The organism is Carnobacterium divergens (assembly GCF_900258435.1).
In the GTDB taxonomy this organism is placed as follows: Bacteria; Bacillota; Bacilli; order Lactobacillales; family Carnobacteriaceae; genus Carnobacterium; species Carnobacterium divergens_A.
Map to the genome: position 1 here is coordinate 2,274,943 of NZ_LT992558.1, position 2,391 is coordinate 2,277,333.

Here is a 2,391-nt window from a genome sequence, read left to right on the forward strand (position 1 = left end):
TGCGATGCAAGGTGTGCTTGTATTGAGTGGAACGACAGTTAATAGTGATGGCTCGTATTCATTGCCAAGTGGAACGGATAAAAGTTGGTTTTCAAAAATGCATCCAAATTCAAATAAGGTTCTCGGACAAGCATCTACTAACGCTTATTTAGAATTGTATAAACAAACAGAAGCTTTGTTAAAACCAGTTAAAGGAGGTAAGACCGATAATATAAAACGATTTGAAATGTTGTTAAAACTTTATCCGGCCTCTGTAGTAAAAAAATTGCTTGCAAACGATGAGTTTTGGATGCTAGCAAATAAACTTCCTTCTGGGTGGCAAACTAAACTAATTAATGGACTAGCTAAGTATGAAACTTTTGGGCAAGCGGTAATACAAGGAAAGTGGATTCCTAAAGTAGATACATTAGGAAAAGCCTTTGAGAACTTTAATAAATTTACAAATCCAATTAAAACTTGGGTGGGTGAGAGTTTAAAAAATTCCCAATTTGTTCAAGGAGCAAAACAGTGGGGTGTAGCAAAAGGTTTAGGAAAAGCAGCAACAGTAGCAACCTACGCCCAGCTAGGAGTTACTTTCGTATCTAGTGGAGTAGATAATTATGGGAAGACAGGGAGTATTGGAAAGGGAGCTATCGGTGGAGCAATAGATACTCTGAAGAGTGTTGGTCCTCTTGAAGGAATGACTATAGGTGCTGCTGCAGGTGGACCAGTGGGGGCAGTTGTAGGTGGTGTAGGAGGACTAATTAATGTTGGCGTTCAATTTATTTGGCCTAATGCTTATGATAATTTAAAAGATGGTGCTTACAAACTTTATGATAAGGGCGTAGAAGCTGTTGGTAAGGGTGTGAGTCAAGGGGTAGAAAGTGTTAAAAATGTTTGTAAAAATGTTGAAAATGCAGGTAAATCAATAGGAAAGGTGTTATCTTCTGTTAAATTACCAGAGATTAATTTTGGGTGGTAAATGTGAGTAAATTTAAATTAATGAATGCAAATTTTGAGGAGAGCCTTAATCTCTCGGACGATTCTTTAATATCTTTTATGGAAAATGATACTAATAATCGAGGTATTTATAATGGTAAGAATAAAATTGGTATCACAATAATTGCGATGATAATGTTTGGCTTCAATTTTTTTATTTCGATGATTGTTCAGATAGGAATAGAGGGGAAATTGGGTGAAAGTACTTTGTCACTACCCAATATAAATTTTTTACCTATGTGGGTGCCTATCGGACTATTTATTGTTTGGTTAGTAATTTGGTTGTTATTGAAAAAGAACAATTATTATAGTATAAGTGTATATAGGAGAATGCTTACCGTTAATAATTATTTGGTTTGGCTAATACTGGAAGCAAATTTGTTTTTTTTAACTTTCTTTTTAACGACATTAACTTTTTTGGGAGCTCTAACGATATTTTGTTTCCTAGGCCTGACAAGTTATATTATTTTTAGAAGTAAGTCTAGGTCTCTAGAAAATAATTTATTTGGTGGGAAGTCAAAACTAGATAAAATTGATAATTTTATTCAAAAGCTAATTAATTTTTTATTCAAATATGGATGGATCATAGTAATTGTAGTAATTCTATGGAAATTCATTTTTTCCAATACAACAGGTGTACGTACAGATATTGTAGGTTTAGTAGGCATTATTGCGATGTGGCTTATTGTTGATATTGCTTTTATCTTCGCAGAATCGTATTTATTTCTACCATATTTATTATACGGATACTATAAATATAAATATTCAGAAGAATACAGAGAATGGGAGGGAAAGACCCAATTAGAATGGTATGGAGAAAAATATTTCAATAAACATATTAAAGGAACAGAGAAAGAGGAGAAAAAAAATGACAGAAACTAAAAAATTATTACCCCTAGGAAGTATTGTGTTACTAGAAGAAGGACTTCAAAAACTGTTAATTGTAGGTCGTGGAGCAATCTATACTGACCAAACTACAGGAAACGATACTTTTGCAGATTATATGTCCGTATTATATCCAACGGGTCTTAATCCCGAAACGACTATTTTCTTTAATCATAAAAATATAGACAAATTAGTATTTAAAGGATATTCAGATGAAGAGGAAGACCGTTTTATGGAAGTTTATTCAGAGTGGAAAGATGGGCTAGATGAACAAAAGAAAGAAACAAGCAATGCAAATGAATCAATTGGATTCTAAAAAAATATGAGTTTAAATGATTAGACTCTCTCAAATAAAGAAGCTAACTCCATATGTTTTAGCTTCTTTATTTAAACCATAGAACAACTAAATGAAGAACGCTCAGAAATCCAGAAAGAAAGGAATGAAGTCTCATGGGATTAGTCTATTCAAGTGGAGACTCTTCGAATTTACTGAGTTCGTTATCTAGTAATTTAGGGACGGCGAAGAGT

2 protein-coding genes and 1 pseudogene are annotated in these 2,391 nt (G+C 33.2%); all 3 read left to right on the top strand.

The genetic code is table 11. From position 1 onward, the window contains the following. Positions 1–961, top strand: a pseudogene (locus CDIMF43_RS11440) (hypothetical protein); the annotation flags it as partial. A gap of 2 nt (positions 962–963) precedes the next feature. After that, entirely contained in the window at positions 964–1,860 is an 897-nt protein-coding gene (locus CDIMF43_RS11445) for a hypothetical protein (protein WP_109842051.1), read from the top strand. After that, the gene (locus CDIMF43_RS11450) at positions 1,847–2,179 is read left to right on the top strand and encodes a DUF4176 domain-containing protein (protein WP_109842052.1); all 333 of its coding nucleotides are present in this window, start codon (positions 1,847–1,849) and stop codon (positions 2,177–2,179) included. Before CDIMF43_RS11445 ends, CDIMF43_RS11450 begins: the two co-directional genes overlap by 14 nt. Positions 2,180–2,391 lie beyond the last annotated feature (212 nt).